Genomic DNA, 17,155 nt, shown 5'->3' with positions numbered 1-17,155 from the left:
TTTGGCCGAGGGCCAGGGCGCTTGGGCGAATAGCCAGATCAGCGGACGAAAGTAACTCACGTGCCCGGGGTTGCCCTCACCCTAGCCTCTGCCCGGGGAGGGGATTAAAGGTGGCATGGCGGAGGCTTGAGAGGTCAAGTGCTGCTTTGGTCTGCAAGAGCAGAACAGCCACAACAGCCCGGCTGCGCTGGGCTGTTGTGTTTGAGCTGAAGATGCGTAATCGCCCGTGAGGTTAAGGTCGTAGGTTGGCGCTGAGCGCAGTGAAGCCCAAGGATGGCGGTCCGCTGCAGGCATCGAAAGAACTGCGGTGGGGGCCGACGTTGTCTTCCGGAGGTTGGGCTTCGCTGCGCTCAGCCCAACCCACCGTAGCGTTACGCGAGCAAGAAAAAGCCCGGCATGTGCCGGGCTTTTTGCGTTCTGGAGAGGGCTCAAGCGGGTTCGGGCAGGGCGAGGTCGCGTTTGGCGATGTACTTCCAGTCGGCTTCGTCGATGTAGATGCCGCCGGGGCCGCTGCCGCCTTCGAGGTCGATGGCGACCTGGGCGCTGACCTGGGGTTTGACGCTGGCCAGGATGGGCACGAAGCCCAGCTGCTGGCTGGTTTCGATCAGCGCCTGCTGGTTGCGTTCGTCGATGTCGGCGGCTTCGTCCAGGTAGTAGGGAAGGCGGATCTTGGCGGCCTGTTCCCGGTCCATCAGGTGCAGCAACAGGTACATGTTGGTGAGCGCCTTGATGGTCATGGTGGTGCCGTTGGAGGCGGCGCCGTCGATGTCGGTGTGCAGGATCGGCTGGTCGCCCTGCTTGGTGATCTCGAAGGCCAGCTCGAAGAGGTCCTTGAGGCCGAGCTGGTTGCCGTTGGCGGCCACCAGGCGTGCCAGGTATTCCTTGGCGTCCTCGTTCTTCTGGTCCTGGCTGCTGTCCTGGGTGAGATCGAACACCGATAGGGTCTCGCCTTCCTCGTACTGGCCGGCGCTGTGGATGATCTGGTCGATGTGCTTGAGCGCTTCCTTATTGGGCGCCAGGACGATGCGGAAGCTCTCCAGGTTGGAGACCTGCTTGCGATTGATCTCGCGGTTGAACAGCTGCAGCTGGTGTTCGAGGTTGTCGTAGTCGCTGCGGATGTTTCTCAGGGTCCGGGCGATGTCGGTGACGGCGGCGCGGCGGGCCTTGGCCAGGGTCAGGGCTTCGTCCTGGCGATGGGCATAGGCGTTGACCAGCAGTTGCAGGCGACGCTCGGGGTCTTCTTCGTTGTCGAACTTGGCTACCCCCTTGAGACGGACCTGGGCATAGAGCGCCTCGATCTGGGTGTCGGCACGCTGCAGGGCCTGCCAGGTGTCCTGGTAGTCGTTGAGCAGCGGCAGCAGGTTCTCCAGGGAATCGTCCACCGCTTCCATGAAGGGCATGCCCTGGGGCAGGTCGGTGGGGAGCAGCTGCCGGCGGCGCAGGGCATCGGCGAGGGTGCGGTCCTTGGCTTCCAGGTCGGCCAGCTGACGACCGATCAGCTGCAGCTTGGCGGAAAGTTGCTGGACGCGTTCGGTGAAGGCGTCACCGGCGCGTCTCAGTTCGTCCTGGGCGGCTTCCAGCTGGGCCAGCTGTTCGAGTTTTTCGTTTTCCTCGGCACCCAGGGTCTGGCAGCGACGGAAGTCTTCCAGGGCCTTCTGGGCATCCAGGACCTGCTGGTAGAGGGCTTCGGCCTGGGCCTTGCTGGCCCGGCGGTCGACGCTGACGCCCTGCTGGGCCTTGAGTTGCTTGAGCTCGCGCTCCAGACGGTCCTTCTGATCACGCAGCGCGGCGCGATCAGCCAGGGCTTGCAGGGTGGGTGGCTCGATCCCCGAAAGGTCGAGGGACAAGCCCGGCAGTTCGAGGCGATCACCCTCGAAACGCGCCAGGATGCCTTCGAAGGTCTTTACCCAGTTGCCGTCTTCGGCCAGTTCGACGCCCTTGGGGCCGAGCGGCAGGCTGAACAGCTGGCCATTGAACAGCCGCATCAGGCGGTCGACGTCGGCCTGGCTGAATTCCTCGCGCAGGCGGGCATAGCTGTTGTTGTCGGCGTGGTCGAGTTGCTGGCGAATCCCCTTGAGGCGCTGTTCCAGTTCGCGGACGCGCTGGTCCAGATCTTCGCTGCTGAACTGACGGGCCTGGGACAGGGCGCCGGCCAGTTCGTCGTGGGCATCCTTGGCCGCCAGCAGCTGGGCTTCGAGGGGGGCGGTGGACTCCACCAGGGCGAAGCGGTGCTTGAGCTGGGCCAGGTCGGCGAGCCAGCGCTGCAGGCCGCTGATCTCGCGCTCGCGGCGCATGAGTTCGCTGGTGCCGTCGCGCTGGCTCTGCTGCAGACCATCCTGTTCCTGGCGGTAGTGTTCGGTCTGGGCCAGGAGTTCGTCGCGGCGGTCGAGGGCATAGTGCTGCCAGGTGCCGAGCAGGCTGTCGAGCAGGGGCGAGAGGCGATGCAGCTTGCCCCTCAGGCGGTCGCGCTGCTCGACGCCATTGGCCAGGGCTTCCACCAGCGGGCCGGCGGCGACCAGGGATTGGTAGTCCTGCTCCATGCGGCGGACATCGCGGAAGGCTTCCTCGCAGGCGGCGATGTAGTCGACGCTGCCGGATCTCAGGCTGTGCTCGAAGGCGTCGAGAAACAGCTGCTTTAGCTTGGCCGCGGTGATCTCGCGCATGTGCAGCAGGTTGATGAACAGGGCGCGGAAGGTCTTGAGACTCTGTTCGTTGGTGGAGCGCAGCGGAATCAGGGTCAGGTCCAGCGGGATGCTGGTATGGCCGCCGACCAGTAGGCGGCGCAATTCATCGGGCTTGACCTCATAGGCCTTGAGGCCGGCGCGTTCCAGGCTGGCGAACAGCTCGCGCTGGCGCAGGCAGGCGCCGTCGCGCTGGTAGTGGGCCAGGTCCAGTTCGCCGGCATAGGCGAAGAACTGGTGACCGAAGCCGCCACCCGGGCCGCGACCGGCCACGCCGATGACGTGGGGGCCATGGGCCAGGCGCAGTTCGATGAGGATGTAGCTGGTGTCGGTGGCGAAGTAGAACTTGCGCGACTGCTCGTTGCTGTATTTGCCGAAGCTCATGTCGGAGAGCCGCGCCAGGATGGGGAATTGCAGGGCGTTGATCGAGGCGCTCTTGCCCAGGTTGTTGGCGCCGTAGACCGACAGCGGCTGTTCCAGCGGGAAGAGGCCGAGGCTGTAGCCGGCGGTGTTGAGCAGGGCGAAGCGGCTGATGCCGTAGCGGATCATAGGTCGAACTCCCGTTCTGCGGCGATGGCGCGGGCCAGGGCGGCCTCTTCGTCATCCTCGTCGGCGCCTTCCTGCTCGGTGCCGTCTTCGTCGCCCGCCAGGGTCGGGGCCGGCAGCGGCAGGTCGCTGGCATGCAGGCCGGCGGCCAGGTCGCGATCCTGCTGCACGGTCAGGCAGACATCGAGGAAGCGGTGCATGGGCGGCAGGAAGCGGTAGGTGCCGTTGCTGTCCAGGGCGAAGCCGAGCTGGGTCAGGCGGCGCAGGATCTTTTCCTCCAGCTCTTCCTGGGTGGTGACCTCGGCCTGCAGGAAGAGGTCGCTGTACTTGTCCAGCAGCGCGGGCAACTCGTGCCGGCCCAGGGTGCCGCCATCGAGCACGGCCAGCGGGTCGCGACCCTGGTCGGCGAGGTGCTCGACCAGAATGAAGGTGAACAGCGCCAGGCGCTGGGCGGTCTTGTTGACCTGGGCACCCATTTGCTCGGGCACGAAGTAGTAGAAGCCGCGCGGATCGCAGACCAGTTCGAAGCCGAGGGCGCGGAACAGCGCGCGGTACTGGTCCTGCTGTTGGCTGAGCTGGGCGTAGCTCTCGGGCTCGCTGCGGGACAGGTGATAGCCCTTGAACAGCTCGCGGAAGATGGGCGCAAGCTGGGTCATTTCGTTGAGATCAAGTTGCATGGGCGTCGCTCGCGAGAGATCGGGCGGTCAGGGCGTAGGAGCACAGGCTGACGCGGTGTTCGAGGGTGTCGTAGTGGCGGCGGTCCAGGCGCTGGCGCTGGAAGCGCGCATCGCGGGACAGGCGCGAGAACCAGTAGAGCAACTCGTCGGTGTCGCCGGTCGGCTCCTGCTCCAGCAGCCAGGCCATGAGATCGGGCAGCGGCAAGGCGTCCCGGCAGAGATCGAGCATCTCGCGGGCGGTGCGGGGCGCTGCCGGGCGCTCGCTGTCGCGCGGACGACTGGCCTGGCTGGGAAAGCGCGCCGGCTTGGGCTCGAAGCGGGCCAGGGCGTAGACATAGCTTTCCACCTGGGCGGTGGTGCCGAGAAAGACGCTCTGCGGTCGGCTGAACAGGGGCAGGGCCGCCTGGGGCACGGCGTCGAGGCCCTTGCGGCGGATGGTGGCCAGAGCCAGGGCGGCGCCCCGGGTCACGGCATTGTGCCGGCGCGCTTCCTCGCGCAGTGGCAGCAGCAATTCGCGGGCACGGCGTAGGGCCAGCTGGGCGGCGTTGTGCATCTCCAAGATGCGCGCCTGGGTGCGCAGCAGCAGGTCGTCGTCGACTAGGTGGCCGAGGCGCTGCTGTTCGCCCAGCAGGTGCAGGAGCACCTGCTCGACGCGATGGACGCCGCGCTCGAAGGCGCCGTCGGCGGCCACCAGCTGGATCATCGGCTCGACGTATTCGTCCCAGGTGGCCAGCACCTCGGCATAGCGTTGGCGTAGGGGGATCTGGCGATCGCTGGTCTTGGCGCGCTCGGCGACGCCTTCCAGGGCATGGCCATCGTTGGCCAGCTTCTTGAGGACATCGCGCACGCGCATGTCGAGCAGGCGCAGCTGGCGGACGAGGTCGGGGCCGTCGCGGTTGTCGAAGGCTTCGCGGATGTGGCCGGCGAGGCGCTCCAGATGACGCAGGTAGGCCTCGATCTCCAGGCACAGGCCCAGCCGGTGTTCGCGCCTGAGATAGCCGAGGAAGTCGTGGATCTGGCCATTGAGCTCGAAGCGATTGGGGCTCTTGGCCACCGGCACCAGGATGTCCAGGCGGATCCAGGTGTCGAGCAGGGCGGTGAGGTCGGCCGGCGTGCGTTCGGGCAGTTGTTCGGCCAGGCGGGCACGCAACTCGGCCAGGCCCAGGGTGCCGCTGTCGAAGTGGGCGCACAGGGGGTCGATGAGGTGCCAGTGTTCGGCGAGGGTACGCAGGACGCGTTTGGGGTCGATCATGGTGGGGACCGCACCAGACAAAAGCGCCATTGTACTCCAGACGCCAGAGCCTTCGATGTGACCGCGGTGGGACCGATGGGCAGGGCGGCCTTTCGATCCGGGGCGATCCGCGCGACAATGCCGCCCCGAATTATCCCGCCGCGTGTCCGAAGGATCCGCCCATGTCCGACCCTGCCCCTTCCACCAGCCCCTCGCGTGCCGCCGAGGTGCGTCGTCGCGCCTATCTGCAGGCGTTGCAGCTGGATGTCTGGGTGCCGCGCACGGTGTTGCCCTTCGCCGCGCCTTCGCGACCGGAAGCCCTGTGGGTCGAGGAGCCGGCAGAGGCGCTCGTCGTGGCTCGGGTGGTACGCCCGGAGCCGGTGGCCAAGGCCGCGCCGGCCGCTGCCGTAGCCGAGACGCCGGCGGCGAATCGGCCGCGCATCGAGATCCCGCGACCCGCGGCGCTGAAGCCAGCTGCGCCGCCCGTGGCCGAGCCGGAACCGGAACGCGCGCCGCCACCGCCGCGGGAGCCGGCGCCCCGTTTCGCCCTGCAGCTGTTGCAAGCCGGGCGCTGCCTGCTGCTGCTGGAGTTGCCTACCGGCGATACCCTGGGGGCGCGGGATCCGGCCTATTTGCTGTTGAGGGATCTGCTGCGCGCTGCCGGCCTGCCGGACACGCCGCGGATCGTCAATGAAGAGCCCATTCGCTGGCCACTGCTCAACAGCGTTCAACTCGACCAGGGACCGGCGGCGGCCGGTGAATTCGTGCAGAGCTTCGTCTCGGGGCACCAGGAGCGCCTGGGCGAGGGCCTGGGGCTCTGGCTGATCGGTGTGGCCGCGCGACGCTGCAGCGGCGTCGAGGATGCTCAGCTCACGGGTGTGGAGCGGGACACCGCCCTGGGACCGGCCTGGCTGGTGCCGGGCCTGGATATCTTGATGGAAGAGCCGGCCGCCAAGGCCGCGCTCTGGCAAACCATGCGCCCGTTGCGGCGCCGCTGGATGGAACAGCAATGAACGATGCGGTGAGCTTTCGGCGGATGACCGAAGCCGATCTGAACACGGTATTGAAGATCGAATATCAGGCCTTCAGCCATCCCTGGACCCGCGGCATCTTCACCGATGCACTCAGGTCCTACGACTGCTGGGTGATGACGGCTGGCGAGCAGCAGGTGGGGCACGGGGTGATCAACGTCATTCTCGACGAGGCCCATCTGCTCAATATCACCATCAAGCCGGAAAGCCAGGGACGGGGACTCGGCCTGCGGCTGTTGGAACACCTGCTGCAGGAAGCGCGCAAGGCCAAGGCCAACGAGTGCTTCCTGGAGGTGCGCGCCAGCAACCAATCGGCCTATCGGTTGTATGAACGCTATGGCTTCAACGAGATCGGCCGCCGGCGGGACTATTATCCCGCGGTCGGCGGCCGGGAAGATGCGCTGGTGATGGCCTGTACGCTGCTCGACTAGGCCGTCAGCGGTTTCAGTGATCGGCGCGTTTTTCGTCCAGGTCCAGACCGGCATCACCGGCCAGGTCTTCGTCATTGGCGTCCAGATCGGCGTAACGGGCGTCTCTCAGCGTTTCGGCTTCATTGGGTTCGCTGGTATCACCGTCCCAGGCCTGGCCGTCCAGGGGATGGCTGCGTCCCAGCTCGGCTTCGTCCTGACCGGAGCCGCCGCCGATGTCGCTGTCCTCGACCACGCTCAGTTCCTTGTCGTTCGGCCAGGCATCGCCGTAGTCGGTCGGCGAGCGCGCGCCGGTCTCGTCCAGCAGGGTCTCAGGGCTGGCGTCGTCCATCGTCGGCTGATGATCCAGGGTCTCGCCACCGGTCATGCCGGCCTGGCGCACGCGCTCTTCGGGAAATTGGCCTTCATAGTCGCGCTCGTCCATTTCGTCGCCGATGCGACCACCGCGCTCATCCTTGCGCTCGCTGAAGTCGAGTTCGCGCATGTCGCCCATGCGGTCCTGGATGTCGTCGATCTCTTCGGGGGTCTTGGTGATGTCGGGCTTGTTCATGGTGGTCTCCAAAGGCAGGGCTGCTAGAGCATCTCCCTGAATCCGACTACGCGCCGGCAAGGGGAATTCCTCGGCACCGCCGGAAGATGTGAACGAACCATACGATGACCCGGCAGTCGTACCTTCCATGATCGACCTCGACAGCCTCACCTCATCGGGCCAGCCGCTGGCCTTCTTCTTCGATCTGGATGGCACCCTGGCAGAATTGCAGCCACGTCCGGAGCAGGTTTTCATTCCCGCCGAAACCCTCGCTGCGCTCGACCAGTTGGCTCAGCACCACGGCGTCGCCGTGGTATCCGGGCGACCGCTGGCGGAGATCGACGGGTTCACCCAGCCGCTGCAATTGCCGGCGGCTGGCGTACATGGCGCCGAATGGCGCGATCCCCAGGGCGAGATCCATCGGGTGACGCTGGACGCCGCGGTGCTGGCGCAGGTCGGCGCCCGCCTCGAAGCGGCCCTGGCGGAACATCCAGACCTGTTGCTGGAGCGCAAGAGCGTGGCCTTCGCCCTGCACTATCGCCAGGCGCCGGACAAGGAGGCCCTGGTACGCGAACTGGCCGAAGGCATCGCGGCCGACCATCCCGAATTCAAGTTGCAGCCGGGCAAGTGCGTCTTCGAACTCAAGCCCGCTGCGGCGAGCAAGGGCGAGGCCATAGCCCGGTTTCTCGAACTGGAACCCTTTGCCGGCTGCCTGCCGGTGTTTCTCGGTGACGATCGCACCGATGAAGAGGGGTTCACTGTCGTCAATGCGCGAGGCGGTCTGACCGTCAAGGTAGGAGAGGGGGAGACGGTCGCCAAGACCCGCCTGCCTTCGGTGGAAGCGGTAGCCCTCTGGCTGCAGCAGCTGAGCCGTGACCTCGCGCCACATTATAAGCAAGGAGATTAGGATGAGCCGTTTAGTGGTGGTATCGAATCGGGTGGCCCCGATCGAGGAAGGCAAGGCGACCGCGGGTGGTCTGGCGGTGGGTGTCCTGGACGCCCTGCGCAAGTCGGGTGGCATCTGGTTCGGCTGGAATGGCGAGACGGTCAAGGAAAACGGGCCGGCCAAGACCCAGACCAAGGACAACATCGACTACGTGACCTTCGGCCTGACCAAGCGCGACTACGACCACTACTATCGCGGCTTCTCCAACGCCACCCTCTGGCCGATCTTCCACTACCGGATCGACCTGGCGCGTTACAACCGTGAAGAGTACGACGGCTATCGCCGCGTCAACATGGCCATGGCCGAACGCCTGAAGCCGCTGCTCAAGCCCGATGACATCATCTGGGTGCACGACTACCACCTGATTCCCTTCGCCGAAGCCTGCCGCATGCTGGGCATTCGCAACCGCATCGGGTTCTTCCTGCACATTCCCTTCCCGGCACCGGAGATCCTCACCGCCATCCCGCCGCACAACGAATTGCTCAAGACCCTGTGCTTCTATGACCTGATCGGCTTCCAGACCGACACCGACCAGCTGGCCTTCCAGGACTACATCACCCGTGAGGTGCGCGGCGTGCTGGAGAAGGACGGCAGCCTGACCGCCTACGGTCATAACTTCCGGGTTGGCGTCTATCCCATCGGCGTGATGCCGGACGTGATCCAGAAGCAGGCGGAGTCCTATCGCACGCGGCGCCAGTTCATCTCGCGCAGCATCGAGGGCGTGCCCTACAAGACCATCGTCAGCGTCGACCGCCTCGACTATTCCAAGGGGCTGGTGGAACGCTTCCAGGCCTTCGAGAAGCTGCTGGAGCATTTCCCCGAGCATCACCGAGCGGTGCAGTTCGTGCAGATCGCGCCTTCGTCGCGGGCGGACGTGGTGTCCTACCAGAACATCCGGCGTCAGCTGGAGAGTCATGCCGGCCATATCAACGGCCATTTCTCCGAGCTGGACTGGACGCCGATCCGCTACCTGAACAAGAGCTACGACCGGCGCACGGTGATGGGGCTGTTCCGCTCCTCCGACGTCGGCCTGGTGACGCCGCTGCGGGATGGCATGAACCTGGTGGCCAAGGAATACGTGGCGGCCCAGGACCCGGAAAATCCGGGCGTGCTGGTGCTGTCGCGCTTTGCCGGGGCAGCGCGGGAGCTCAACTCGGCGCTGATCGTGAATCCCTATGACCATGTCGGCATGGCCGAGGCGCTGGACCGGGCGCTGCGCATGCCGCTGGAAGAGCGCAAGTCGCGCTACGAAGACATGATGCGGGTGATTCGTCAGGCGGATCTGGCCTCCTGGCGCGACAACTTCCTGCGCGACCTGCGGGCCTTCAGTTCCAAGGCGCTGGTGCAGTCCATCGAGACCCAGGACGCTGTTGCGGAAGAGGTGGAGAGCAAGCAGAAGGTCGCCCTGTAGGCGTCTTGCGCGGTGATAGAGCCCGGCTTAGGCCGGGCTTTTTCGTGGGGGCGGGAAAGGCTCTCTCAAGCCAAGGCGGAGCGCGCTACCCTTTCCCGGAGGGAGAGGGCACTTAAGGCGGTGCCGGTCTGTAGCGGTGATTTTCAGGGAAGCGAAAAAATCTGGGCAATAAAAAAGGGTCAGCTTACGCTGACCCTTGGAAATAGGTGGTGGCTACGCAGGGACTTGAACCCCGGACCCCAGCATTATGAATGCTATGCTCTAACCAGCTGAGCTACGTAGCCATCCGAGGCGCGCATTATTGGCAAGGTGCCGGTGGCTGTCAAGCCTTCTGCTCAAGAAATTTCTGTTTGTCGATCAAGCGTTTGCGCAGCCCGGCCGGGGCTTGTTCAGTTGCTGTGCCCGGCCGCTCCCGACTAGTCGTCCTCGTCCAGCGGCAGCTGGATCTCGTCCATCTTCAGCTCCAGGCGATAGCCCAAGGCCAGGAACAGCGCCTGGCACAGGCAGAGGGTGGCGCTCAGGGAGCGGAAGGCGAAGGCGCTGCCTTCGTTGACCAGCAGCAAGGCATCGGCGCGCTTCGCCAGCGGCGAGAGATTGCTGTCGGTGATGATCAGCGTCTTGGCCTTGTGGTGCTGGGCGATGCGCACGCACTGCTGACTTTCCTTGCCGTAGGGGCTGAAGCTGATGGCGATCAGCAGGTCGTCCTGGGCGATGCTGCGCATCTGCTCGCGATAGCCGCCGCCCAGGCCGGTGATGAGGTGGATGCGCTTGTTGGTGTGCTGCAGGTTGTAGACCAGGTAGTCGGCCACGGCGAAGGAGCGGCGCACCCCCACCACATAGATGTTCTCGGCGTTCACCAGTAGGTCGACGGCCTTGTCGAAGGCGGCGTCGTCCAGTTCCTCAGCGAGTCGATCCAGCCCCGAGCGGGTGGCGTTGATGCACTCCCGGGCCAGATCGCCGCTGCTGGCGCGCTGGCTCTTGTTGGCGATCATGCTGCGGATGCGCTGCTGGTAGTTCTGTACCGGCGTGGTCTTGTGGGTGTAGGCCTCGCGAAACAGCGCCTGCATCTCGCTGAAGCCCTTGAAGCCGAAGCGCTGGGAGAAGCGCACGATGGCCGAGGGATGCACCTCGCACTGCCCGGCGATGTCGCTGATGCGATCGACCATGACCCTGTCGCTCTGCTGGCTGACATAGGCGGCCACCCGTTTCAGCTGGCGCGGCAGGGCCTCGTAGTCACGGGCGATGCAGGCCAGCAACTGCTCGACGTTGCCGGGCGGATCGGCCAGCGGCGCGCTGCTGAGGGGGGCGTCGGCCGGGGAGTCGGAGGACATGGGCTATCTCACGGTAGGGATTCTTGTGCCGGCAACTTAACCCATTCGCCGGGCGGCGTCGAAGTGGGGCGGCAATAGCAGTGTACGCCAGTTATGGAAATTAAATTCCATAAAATCTTATTTGGAAAATTTGTTGATTTGTCCGCGGCGTCGTTCTAGCCTGAGCTCACTCACACGTTCGGCCCCTCGGGTCCGCGCGGTTGGCCGATAACAATAAACAGGAGCCACCCATGGGTGATCATTTCTTCGCCAGCGGGCGCCAGTTGGATGTCATCTGCCTGGGGCGACTGGGCGTCGACCTCTATGCGCAGCAGATCGGGGCGCCGCTGGAGGACGTCAGCAGCTTCGCCAAGTACCTGGGGGGATCCTCCGCCAACATCGCCTTCGGCACCGCGCGCCTGGGGCTGAAGTCGGCGATGCTGACCCGGGTCGGCGACGACCACATGGGCCGCTTCCTAACCCAGGCGCTGAAGCAGGAAGGCTGCGATACCCGTGGCATCCAGGTAGATCACGAGCGCCTCACCGCCCTGGTGCTGCTGGGCATCAAGGACCGCGAGACCTTTCCCCTGGTGTTCTATCGCGAGAATTGCGCCGACATGGCGCTGGGCGCGGACGACATCGACGAGGCCTTCATCGCCAGCGCCAAGGCGCTGTTGATCACCGGTACCCACTTCTCCACCGAGGGCGTGTTCCAGGCCAGCAGCCGCGCCTTGGACTACGCCGAGCGCAACGGCGTGAAGCGGGTGCTGGACATCGATTACCGCCCGGTGCTCTGGGGCCTGACCGGCAAGGCCGATGGCGAGACCCGTTTCATCGCCAGTGCCGAGGTCAGCGCCCATGTGCAGCGCATCCTGCCGCGCTTCGACCTGGTGGTGGGCACCGAGGAGGAGTTCCAGATCGCCGGGGGCAGCGAAGACCTGCTCACCGCCCTGCGCCGGGTGCGCGAGGTGACCGCGGCGACCCTGGTGGTCAAGCTCGGCGCCCAGGGCTGCACGGTGCTCCATGGCGCCATTCCGGGGCGTCTCGAGGAGGGCGAGATCCATCGCGGCATCCGCGTCGAGGTGCTCAATGTACTGGGTGCGGGCGATGCCTTCATGTCCGGCTTCCTGCGCGGCTGGCTCACCGGCGGCGACGATGCCGAATGCTGCCGGCTGGCCAATGCCTGCGGCGGGCTGGTGGTATCGCGCCATGGCTGCGCCCCAGCCATGCCGACCCTGGCCGAGCTGGATTACCTCAACCACAGTCCGGTGCCCATCACTCGGCCCGACCTCGATCCGGTGCTGACCCGCCTGCACCGGGTCAGTACGCGGCGACGCCAGTGGCAGCCGCTGTTCATCTTCGCCTTCGATCACCGCTACCAGCTGGTGGAAAGCGCTCAGCAGGTGGGCGCCGACCCGGCGCGGATTCCGGCGCTCAAGCAGCTGTTCGTCCAGGCCATCGCCGAGGTCGAGCAGGACCTGAAGCGTAAGGGTGTGGCCGCCGACGTCGGGTTGCTGGCCGACGAGCGCTTCGGCCAGGACGCCCTGAACGCCGCCAGCGGTCGCGGCTGGTGGGTAGCGCGCCCGGTGGAGCTGCAGAACTCGCGGCCGCTGGCCTTCGAGCATGGCCGTTCGGTGGGCAGCACCCTGCTGAGCTGGCCGAGCGAGCAGATCATCAAGTGCCTGGTGCAATTCCACCCCGATGACGAGCCGCTGCTGCGGCTGGAGCAGGAGGCTCAGCTCAAGGGGCTGTATGAAGCGGCCCAGGCCAGCGGTCATGAACTCCTGCTGGAGGTCATCCCACCGAAGAACCATGCCTCCAGCCGGCCGGACGTGCTCTATCGCGCCATCAAGCGGCTGTACAACCTGGGCATCTATCCCGAGTGGTGGAAGATCGAGGCGCAGCCGGCCGCCGTCTGGCAGCAACTCGACCAGTTGATCGCCGAACGCGATCCCCATTGCCAGGGCGTGGTGCTGCTGGGCCTCAACGCCCCAGCCGAGGAGTTGGCCGAGGGCTTTCGTCAGGCCAGTGCCAGCCAGCGCTGCCAGGGCTTCGCCGTGGGCCGGACCATCTTCGCCCAGCCGAGTCGGGCCTGGCTGGCCGGCGAGATCGACGACCGTGCGCTGGTCGCGCAGATCCGCAGCAACTTCGAATTCCTGATCCAGGCCTGGCGCGACGCCCGCGCCTGATCGCCTCCTGACGAGCAGCTCCGACATGACCGCACAACAACTCAAGATCGGCATCAACCCCATCTCCTGGGCCAACGACGACCTGCCGGCCCTGGGCGGCGACACCCCGCTTGCGACCATCCTGCGCGAGGGCAAGGAAATCGGCTTCCAGGGCTTCGAGCTGGGCGGCAAGTTTCCCAGCGAGCCCAAGGCGCTGGGCGAGGTACTCGGCCAGCATGACCTGGAGCTGGTGTCCGGCTGGTATTCCAGTGGCCTGGCGCACCGGGATGTCGAGGCCGAGATCGAGGCGATCCGTCCGCATTGCCGGCTGCTGGCCGAGAACGGCGCCAAGGTGCTGGTCTACGGCGAGGTGGCCGGCTCCATCCAGGGGCAGCGCCGGCCGCTGATCGAACGACCGCGCTTCCACAGCGACGCCGCCTGGCAGGCCTATGCCGAGAAGCTCGATCGCCTGGCCGCCTTCACCCTGAGCCAGGGCCTGCGCCTGGCCTATCACCACCACATGGGCGCCTATGTGGAAGCGCCCGAGGACATCGCCCGGCTGATGGCGCTGACCTCTCCGGACGTCGGCCTGCTGTTCGATGCCGGCCATTGCTACATGGGCGGTGGCGATCCCCTGAGCGTGCTGCAGCAACATATCGACCGGGTCTGCCACGTGCACTTCAAGGACGTGCGCAAGGCCGTGGTGCAGCTGGCGCGCAACAACCAGTGGAGCTTTCCGGACTGCATCCTCAACGGGACCTTCACCGTGCCGGGTGACGGCGACATCGATTTCTCGGCGTTGCTCAAGGTGCTGGTGGCCGCCGGCTATGAAGGCTGGCTGGTGGTGGAGGCCGAGCAGGACCCGGCCGTGGCGCCGGCCTACGAATACGCCAAGAAGGGCTACGACCATCTGCGCCAGCTGGTGGCGCAGGCCACTGCCTGAGGAGGAATCCGATGAATCTGCTCGTCAAAGCCGACCGGAGCGCCCGCGACATCGTCCGCGTCCCGGCCGGTGCCCTGGACTATGTCGGCTTCGCCGCCCATCGCCTGCACCCGGGCGAATCCCTGCCGGTGCTGGCGGGTGACCTGGAGGTCTGCATCGTGCTGCTCAGCGGCGGCGCCAGTATCGAGGGCGGGCATCCGCAGCTGGGCGACTTCGCCTGGCGCGGACTGGCCGGCCGCCAGAGCGTCTTCGAGGACGTCTCGCCCTATGCCGCCTACCTGCCGCCCGGCAGCGAGGCGCGGGTGACCGCCGACAGCGTCGCCGAAATCGCCGTCTGCACCTCGCCCGGCAATCCGCTGGTGGCAGACCGGCTGCCACCGCGGCTGATCGAGCCGGCGAGCATGCAGCGCTCCACCCGTGGCAAGGGTGCCAATACCCGTTATGTCTGCGACATCCTGCCGGATACGGCAGCGGCCCATTCGCTGCTGGTGGTGGAAGTGCGTACCCCTTCCGGGCATTCCTCCAGCTATCCGCCCCATCGCCATGACCGCGACAACCTGCCGGCGGAGAGTCTGCTGGAGGAGTCCTACTACCACCGCATCGATCCGGGCCAGGGCTTCGTCTTCCAGCGCGTCTACACCGACGAGCGCGACCTGGACCAGGCCATGGCCGTGGAAGACCACGACGTGGTGTTGGTGCCGCGCGGCTATCACCCGGTCAGCGTGCCCTATGGCTACCAGTCCTATTACCTCAACGTGATGGCCGGCCCCCGGCGCGTCTGGAAATTCCACAACGATCCGCAGCACGAGTGGCTGCTGACCCGCTAGCCCCTTTCGCACTCGCCATAGCGGCGACCTTCCAGGACACCAGGAGCCAGGACATGAGCGACACTCCCGTCATCGGGCACTACATCAACGGCGCGGTCTCGACCCAGGCCGAGCGTTTCAGCGACGTCTTCAATCCGGCCGAGGGCGTGGTCCAGGCACGGGTCGCCCAGGCCACGGTGCAGACCGTGGACCAGGCCGTCGCGGCGGCCAAGGCGGCCTTTCCCGAGTGGTCCGAGCAATCGGCGCTGCGCCGGGCGCGCATCCTGTTCCGCTTCAAGGAGCTGCTCGACCAGCACCACCGGGAACTGGCGGCGCTGATCACCCGCGAGCACGGCAAGGTGCTGTCCGACGCCATGGGCGAGGTGACCCGCGGCATCGAGGTGGTGGAATTCGCCTGCGGCGCGCCGCACCTGGCCAAGACCAGCTACAGCGACAACATCGGTGGCGGCATCGACAACTGGAATCTGCGCCAGCCGCTGGGCGTGTGCGCCGGCATCACCCCCTTCAACTTCCCGGTGATGGTGCCGCTGTGGATGATTCCCATGGCGCTGGCCACCGGCAATACCTTCGTCCTCAAGCCCTCCGAGCGCGATCCGTCCGCCAGCCTGCTGCTGGCCGAGCTGCTCAAGCAGGCCGGGCTGCCGGATGGCGTGTTCAACGTGGTCCAGGGTGACAAGGTGGCGGTGGATGCCCTCTTGCAGCACCCGGACGTGGAGGCCATCTCCTTCGTCGGGTCGACGCCCATCGCCGAGTACATCCACCAGGAAGGTACCCGCCGTGGCAAGCGCGTCCAGGCCCTGGGCGGTGCCAAGAACCACATGATCGTGATGCCCGACGCCGACCTGGACCAGGCCGCCGACGCCCTGATCGGCGCCGGCTTCGGCTCGGCCGGCGAGCGCTGCATGGCCATCTCCATCGCCGTGGCGGTGGGCGAGGTGGGCGATGCCCTGATCGAGAAACTGCTGCCGCGCATCGACGCCCTGCGGGTGCGCAACGGCGTGGAAGCCGATGCCGACATGGGCCCGCTGGTGACCGGCCAGCACAAGGCCAAGGTCGAGGGCTATATCACCAAGGGGGTGGAGGAGGGCGCCAGGCTGCTGGTCGATGGGCGCAACTTCAAGGTGCCTGGTGCCGAGCACGGCTTCTTCGTCGGCGCCACCCTGTTCGATGCCGTGACCCCGGACATGACCATCTACCGGGAAGAGATCTTCGGCCCGGTGCTGGGCATCGTGCGGGTGGCGGATTTCGCCAGCGCGGTGGAACTCATCAATGCCCACGAATTCGGCAACGGCGTCTCCTGCTTCACCCGCGACGGCGGCATCGCCCGCGCCTTCGCCCGCACCATCAAGGTGGGCATGGTCGGCATCAACGTGCCCATCCCGGTGCCCATGGCCTGGCATTCCTTCGGCGGCTGGAAGCGCTCGCTGTTCGGCGATCACCACGCCTATGGCGAGGAAGGGCTGCGCTTCTACACCCGCTACAAGAGCGTGATGCAGCGCTGGCCCGACAGCATCGCCAAGGGCGCCGAATTCAGCATGCCCACCGCCAAGTGACCACTGCCTGACCGCCGGAGTAGCCCCTGCCATGAGTCAATCCCTGTCTTTCGCCCTCAACCGCATGGTAGCGCCGTCCCTCGCGCTGCCGTCCTTCATCCAGCTGACCCAGCAACTGGGCTGCGCTGCTCTGGAGCTCCGTAACGATCTCACCGGCGTCGAACTGGAAGATGGCACGCCGGCGACCGAGGTACGGGCGCTGTGCCAGGCCGCGGGCCTGCGCATCCTGTCGATCAACGCCCTCTATCCCTTCGACGTCTGGAACGACGAACGCCGCTTCCAGGCACTGCGGCTGGCGGCCTACGCCCGGGACTGTGGCGCCGAGGGGCTGGTGCTGTGCCCGCTCAACGACCGTGGCGACCGTCGCGACGTGGCCCAGCGCGCCCGGGACCTGCGCACCGCCTTGAGCGAGCTGGCGCCGATCCTGCGCGATCACGGCGTGCGGGGCTTCGTCGAGCCGCTGGGTTTCCCGGAGAGCGCGCTGCGCCTCAAACGCCAGGCGGTGGAGGCCATCCGTGCCATCGGCGGGCTCGATGTCTTCCGCCTGGTGCACGACACCTTCCACCACCACCTGGCCGGCGAGACCGAGTATTTCGCCGAGCTGACCGGGCTGGTGCATATTTCCGGGGTGGACGACGCCAGCTTGCCGGTCGATCAGCTGCGCGACGCCCATCGGGTGCTGGTGGGGGAAGCCGACCGCCTGGGCAATGCCGCCCAGATCGAGCGCCTGTTGGCCGATGGTTACCGCGGCGTGCTGTCCTTCGAGCCCTTCGCCGCCAGCATCCAGGCACTGCCCGACGTCGCGCCGACGCTGGTGCGGAGCATGCGTCTGCTGCAGGAGCGGGTAGGCTGCACTACGGAGACGGCCTGACCG

At 66.3% G+C, this 17,155-nt stretch carries 14 protein-coding genes and 1 tRNA gene; 9 read left to right on the top strand and 6 right to left on the bottom strand.

The window, feature by feature from the left end; translation table 11 throughout:
• Positions 1-428: 428 nt before the first annotated feature.
• The 3 genes from mksF to mksB are packed head-to-tail and all read right to left on the bottom strand — an operon-like array spanning position 429 to position 5,156.
• Complete coding sequence (mksF, locus tag RCF34_RS20570; RefSeq protein ID WP_308709834.1) at positions 429-3,230, bottom strand: Mks condensin complex protein MksF; 2,802 nt, start codon at positions 3,228-3,230, stop codon at positions 429-431.
• Positions 3,227-3,904 carry an Mks condensin complex protein MksE gene (gene mksE, locus RCF34_RS20565; RefSeq protein WP_308709833.1) on the bottom strand — a complete coding sequence of 226 codons (678 nt, stop codon included), beginning with the start codon at positions 3,902-3,904 and terminating at the stop codon, positions 3,227-3,229. Before mksE ends, mksF begins: the two co-directional genes overlap by 4 nt.
• Positions 3,894-5,156, bottom strand: a complete 1,263-nt coding sequence (gene mksB, locus RCF34_RS20560) for an Mks condensin complex protein MksB (RefSeq protein WP_308709832.1) — start codon at positions 5,154-5,156, stop codon at positions 3,894-3,896. Before mksB ends, mksE begins: the two co-directional genes overlap by 11 nt.
• 161 nt (positions 5,157-5,317) lie before the next feature.
• Between mksB and RCF34_RS20555 the strand changes: the two genes are divergently transcribed.
• Positions 5,318-6,148, top strand: a complete 831-nt coding sequence (locus RCF34_RS20555) for an energy transducer TonB (RefSeq protein ID WP_308709831.1) — start codon at positions 5,318-5,320, stop codon at positions 6,146-6,148.
• Positions 6,145-6,597 (top strand): ribosomal protein S18-alanine N-acetyltransferase, encoded by a 453-nt coding sequence (gene rimI, locus RCF34_RS20550; protein ID WP_133861595.1) that lies wholly within the window; start codon positions 6,145-6,147, stop codon positions 6,595-6,597. The genes RCF34_RS20555 and rimI overlap by 4 nt, the downstream gene beginning before the upstream one ends.
• A gap of 13 nt (positions 6,598-6,610) precedes the next feature.
• Here the strand turns inward: rimI and RCF34_RS20545 are convergent, their stop codons facing one another.
• Positions 6,611-7,144 carry a hypothetical protein gene (locus RCF34_RS20545; RefSeq protein ID WP_308709830.1) on the bottom strand — a complete coding sequence of 178 codons (534 nt, stop codon included), beginning with the start codon at positions 7,142-7,144 and terminating at the stop codon, positions 6,611-6,613.
• Between the two features lie 127 nt (positions 7,145-7,271).
• On the opposite strand from RCF34_RS20545, the gene otsB reads away from it, so the two are divergent.
• Complete coding sequence (gene otsB, locus RCF34_RS20540; RefSeq protein ID WP_308709829.1) at positions 7,272-8,030, top strand: trehalose-phosphatase; 759 nt, start codon at positions 7,272-7,274, stop codon at positions 8,028-8,030.
• 1 nt (position 8,031) lies between these two features.
• Positions 8,032-9,480: an alpha,alpha-trehalose-phosphate synthase (UDP-forming) gene (gene otsA, locus RCF34_RS20535; protein WP_308709828.1), complete on the top strand. Its 1,449-nt coding sequence runs from the start codon at positions 8,032-8,034 to the stop codon at positions 9,478-9,480.
• A 207-nt stretch (positions 9,481-9,687) separates the two neighbouring features.
• Here the strand turns inward: otsA and RCF34_RS20530 are convergent.
• Positions 9,688-9,764, bottom strand: a tRNA-Met gene (locus RCF34_RS20530).
• A gap of 132 nt (positions 9,765-9,896) precedes the next feature.
• A complete protein-coding gene (locus RCF34_RS20525; protein ID WP_308709827.1) occupies positions 9,897-10,811 on the bottom strand; it encodes a MurR/RpiR family transcriptional regulator in 915 nt (304 codons plus the stop codon).
• Positions 10,812-11,041: 230 nt separating this feature from the next.
• Here RCF34_RS20525 and iolC point away from each other — a divergent pair, with 230 nt between their 5' ends.
• The 5 genes from iolC to RCF34_RS20500 are packed head-to-tail and all read left to right on the top strand — an operon-like array spanning position 11,042 to position 17,152.
• Complete coding sequence (gene iolC, locus RCF34_RS20520) at positions 11,042-12,979, top strand: 5-dehydro-2-deoxygluconokinase (RefSeq protein WP_308709826.1); 1,938 nt, start codon at positions 11,042-11,044, stop codon at positions 12,977-12,979.
• Between the two features lie 25 nt (positions 12,980-13,004).
• Positions 13,005-13,901 (top strand): myo-inosose-2 dehydratase, encoded by an 897-nt coding sequence (iolE, locus tag RCF34_RS20515; protein WP_308709825.1) that lies wholly within the window; start codon positions 13,005-13,007, stop codon positions 13,899-13,901.
• A gap of 11 nt (positions 13,902-13,912) precedes the next feature.
• On the top strand, positions 13,913-14,728 hold the full coding sequence (gene iolB / locus RCF34_RS20510; RefSeq protein ID WP_308709824.1) for a 5-deoxy-glucuronate isomerase: 816 nt from the start codon (positions 13,913-13,915) through the stop codon (positions 14,726-14,728).
• 53 nt (positions 14,729-14,781) lie between these two features.
• Complete coding sequence (locus RCF34_RS20505; RefSeq protein ID WP_308709823.1) at positions 14,782-16,281, top strand: CoA-acylating methylmalonate-semialdehyde dehydrogenase; 1,500 nt, start codon at positions 14,782-14,784, stop codon at positions 16,279-16,281.
• A gap of 31 nt (positions 16,282-16,312) precedes the next feature.
• Positions 16,313-17,152 (top strand): TIM barrel protein, encoded by an 840-nt coding sequence (locus RCF34_RS20500; RefSeq protein WP_308709822.1) that lies wholly within the window; start codon positions 16,313-16,315, stop codon positions 17,150-17,152.
• The last annotated feature ends 3 nt before the right edge of the window (positions 17,153-17,155 follow it).

Source organism: Pseudomonas sp. 102515 (genome assembly GCF_031085165.1).
Classification (GTDB): domain Bacteria; phylum Pseudomonadota; class Gammaproteobacteria; order Pseudomonadales; family Pseudomonadaceae; genus Chryseomonas.
This window is presented reverse-complemented; position numbering and strand designations above follow the sequence as displayed.

Coding starts and splice junctions, on each gene's coding strand:
- mksF (WP_308709834.1), bottom strand. CDS start 3,230: ATGATCCGCTACGGCATCAGCCGCTTCGCCCTGCTCAACACCGCCGGC.
- mksE (WP_308709833.1), bottom strand. CDS start 3,904: ATGCAACTTGATCTCAACGAAATGACCCAGCTTGCGCCCATCTTCCGC.
- mksB (WP_308709832.1), bottom strand. CDS start 5,156: ATGATCGACCCCAAACGCGTCCTGCGTACCCTCGCCGAACACTGGCAC.
- RCF34_RS20555 (WP_308709831.1), top strand. CDS start 5,318: ATGTCCGACCCTGCCCCTTCCACCAGCCCCTCGCGTGCCGCCGAGGTG.
- rimI (WP_133861595.1), top strand. CDS start 6,145: ATGAACGATGCGGTGAGCTTTCGGCGGATGACCGAAGCCGATCTGAAC.
- RCF34_RS20545 (WP_308709830.1), bottom strand. CDS start 7,144: ATGAACAAGCCCGACATCACCAAGACCCCCGAAGAGATCGACGACATC.
- otsB (WP_308709829.1), top strand. CDS start 7,272: ATGATCGACCTCGACAGCCTCACCTCATCGGGCCAGCCGCTGGCCTTC.
- otsA (WP_308709828.1), top strand. CDS start 8,032: ATGAGCCGTTTAGTGGTGGTATCGAATCGGGTGGCCCCGATCGAGGAA.
- RCF34_RS20525 (WP_308709827.1), bottom strand. CDS start 10,811: ATGTCCTCCGACTCCCCGGCCGACGCCCCCCTCAGCAGCGCGCCGCTG.
- iolC (WP_308709826.1), top strand. CDS start 11,042: ATGGGTGATCATTTCTTCGCCAGCGGGCGCCAGTTGGATGTCATCTGC.
- iolE (WP_308709825.1), top strand. CDS start 13,005: ATGACCGCACAACAACTCAAGATCGGCATCAACCCCATCTCCTGGGCC.
- iolB (WP_308709824.1), top strand. CDS start 13,913: ATGAATCTGCTCGTCAAAGCCGACCGGAGCGCCCGCGACATCGTCCGC.
- RCF34_RS20505 (WP_308709823.1), top strand. CDS start 14,782: ATGAGCGACACTCCCGTCATCGGGCACTACATCAACGGCGCGGTCTCG.
- RCF34_RS20500 (WP_308709822.1), top strand. CDS start 16,313: ATGAGTCAATCCCTGTCTTTCGCCCTCAACCGCATGGTAGCGCCGTCC.